We start from the raw sequence: 2,643 nt of genomic DNA, 5'->3' as shown, positions 1-2,643 counted from the left end.
GGCCCGGGGAGTGCGGGAGGCCGACCTGGCCGCGGTGGCCGCCCCGGACGGGACCTCGGTGTTCTTCAGCGCCGACGACAACGACTGGCGGGCCGACTTCCTGGCCACCGGGGAGCAGCCCACCGTGGACGCCGGGCTGCGCGGCACCGATCACCTCGGGCTGGCCCAGCCGTTCGACCACTTCGACGAGGCGGGGCTCTTCTACCACTCGGTGCTCGGGCTGACCCAGCTGACCACCGAGGAGTACGCGGCCCCGTTCGGGCTCATGCGCTCGCGGGCGTTCAGCACCGCGCACCGGACGATCCGGCTGGCCCTGACCGTGGCCCTGCTGCGCCGCGGCGAGTGGGCGCCGGCCGTGGTGGATCCGCAGCACGTCGCCTTCACCACTGCCGACATCTTCGCCACCGCCGCGGCCGTGGAGCGGCTGGGCGGCCCGGCGATGCCGGTGCCGGACAACTACTACGCCGACCTGGTCGCCCGCTTCGCCCTGCCCGGGGACGTCGTCGAGCGGCTGCGCCGCCACGGCATCCTCTACGACCGTGATCAGCAGGGCGGTGAGCTGTTCCACCTGTACACCCCGGTCTACGGCGGGCGGGTCTTCTTCGAGATCCTGCAGCGCCGGGGCGGTTACGACGGCTTCGGCGAAGCCAACGCACCCGTACGGATGGCCGCCCACCGCCACCTGCGGCTGTCGGCGAGCTGATCGGGGTCCTCAGAGTTTCTGCAGCTGGGTCACCACCATGGCCACGGCGAAGAAGCCGTAGAAGCCGATCGCCACCAGCAGCCCGCCCAGCCGCCAGCCGCCGATCCGGATGGCCGCGGGCAGGTCCTTACGGTTGAGCCGCACGAGCAGCGCCGAGTACAGCAGGGTCACCACCGAGGCGGCGCAGGTCGACACGATCAGCAGGCCCAGCGGCTGGGTGAAGCCGGCCAGCAGGATCAGCGAGCCCAGCACGATCTCGCCCCAGACCACGGCCAGGTAGAGCCGGGCCTCGGTCCAGCGGGCCGAGCCGGCCAGGTAGTTGCGGCGGACGAAGTCGCTGGCCACCCGGCCGATGACGTCGAGCAGTCCCATCGCGGCGGCCCACAGCGAGACGGCGGCGATCGCGAAGAACAGCAGCTTGAGCCAGCCGCCGACCTCCGTGGCCAGCACGTCACCCTCGATCCGCAGGAACGACGGGTCGGACTTGAGGTCGTCGCGGCCGAACAGGGTCTCGTAGGCCAGCAGGCTCATGATCGTGATGGTCAGGAAGCAGACCAGCAGGAACGCGAAGAAGTGCTCGATGTTGGCGCGCTTCCACCAGACCCGCCAGCGGGCGAGGTTCTCATCGTCCTGGGGGAACGTGTACCGGTCGCCGCCGGCCGCCTCCTCCTGGCCGGTGATGGGGGAGATGAGCCGGGGGACGTGCGCGCCCATGCCGTACCGCTTGTCGCGGATCCAGTTGCTGAGCACCAGGTTGTGCACGCCGCCGGCGCCCGCGGCGCCGATGGCGCTGAGCAGCAGGGTGAAGGTGATGCCCTCGGGGATCTGCCCGAAGCCGGTCACGCTCTCCCGCGCGCCCTCGCCCCAGGTGGGCAGGGAGATGACGAAGACCACGACGACGGCCAGGAAGAACAGCGTCAGGCCGACCTTGACGATCTCGACCCGCTCGACGGTCTTGTAGATGACCTTCGACAGCGACAGCAGCACGCCGATGGCGGCCAGCACGCCCACGGTGATCCAGACCGGATCGCCCCCGCCGACCAGGTAGGTGAACACCGTGGAGCCGCTGGTGGCCCAGCCCGGCCACACGTACTGGAAGGCGCCGGCCAGGCAGATGATGATGCCCCAGCCCTTCCACCAGCGGGAGAAGCCGGCGACGGCGGTCTGCCCGGTGGCCAGCGTGTAGCGCTCGATCTCCATGTTGATGACGAACTGCACGGCCAGGGTGGCGAAGGCCAGCCAGAGCAGTCCCAGCCCGCCGATCGCGGTGAGGTACGGCCACAGGATGATCTCCCCGGCCGCCATGCCGATGCCGACCGCCACGACGCCCGGGCCGACCATGCGGCGCAACGACATCGGCTCGGGAAGGTTCCGGGTGGTGAGGTGCCCGTCGGGAGGCACGGTTCGGTCTGCTCGTTGCGTCGGTCGGCTCATCGGTCACTCCAACGGTGTGGGGGCGGGGCGGGGGACGGGTCAGGCGTGGATGTGGCGCCCGCTGCCTTGCAGCAGCCGGTTGAGGTGGGCGAGCATCCGCCCGGTGTCGGGGGTGCACCCGGTGAAGAGCTCGAACGCGGCGGCGGCCTGGAACACGCACATGGCGGCGCCCCCGATGGCGCGCAGGCCCGCGGCCCGCGCGGCGCGCAGCAGTTGTGTCTCCACCGGCAGATAGATGATGTCGACCACCCACAGGCCCGGGCGCAGCAGCGCGACCGGCAGCGGCAGCCCGGGGCTGGCCACCATGCCGACCGGGCTCGCGTTGACCAGGCCGTCGGCCCCGGCCAGCACCGCGGGCAGCTCGTCGGGCGCCGCCACCGCGATGCGCTCGACCTCGAAGCGCATGCTCAGCGCCTCGGCCAGCAGCCCCCGCTGGTCGGCGTCCGGATCGACCACCGTCAGCTGTTCGACGCCGCCGCTGAGCTGGGCGAACGCGCAGGCCGCGC

Annotated in this window: 2 protein-coding genes and 1 pseudogene; 1 reads left to right on the top strand and 2 read right to left on the bottom strand. The window is 71.6% G+C overall.

Annotated elements, in window-relative coordinates; all coding sequences use genetic code 11:
- Positions 1 to 703: VOC family protein (locus AB0C29_RS42655; protein ID WP_360833261.1), on the top strand; the 703-nt coding region annotated here is incomplete at its 5' end.
- Positions 704 to 712: 9 nt separating this feature from the next.
- Here AB0C29_RS42655 and AB0C29_RS42650 read toward each other — a convergent pair.
- Entirely contained in the window at positions 713 to 2,104 is a 1,392-nt protein-coding gene (locus tag AB0C29_RS42650) for an Nramp family divalent metal transporter (RefSeq protein WP_360833259.1), read from the bottom strand.
- Between the two features lie 72 nt (positions 2,105 to 2,176).
- A pseudogene (locus AB0C29_RS42645) lies at positions 2,177 to 2,643 on the bottom strand (shikimate dehydrogenase); the annotation flags it as partial.

It is taken from the genome of Actinoplanes sp. NPDC048791, from assembly GCF_040650095.1.
In the GTDB taxonomy this organism is placed as follows: Bacteria; Actinomycetota; Actinomycetes; order Mycobacteriales; family Micromonosporaceae; genus Actinoplanes.
This window is presented reverse-complemented; position numbering and strand designations above follow the sequence as displayed.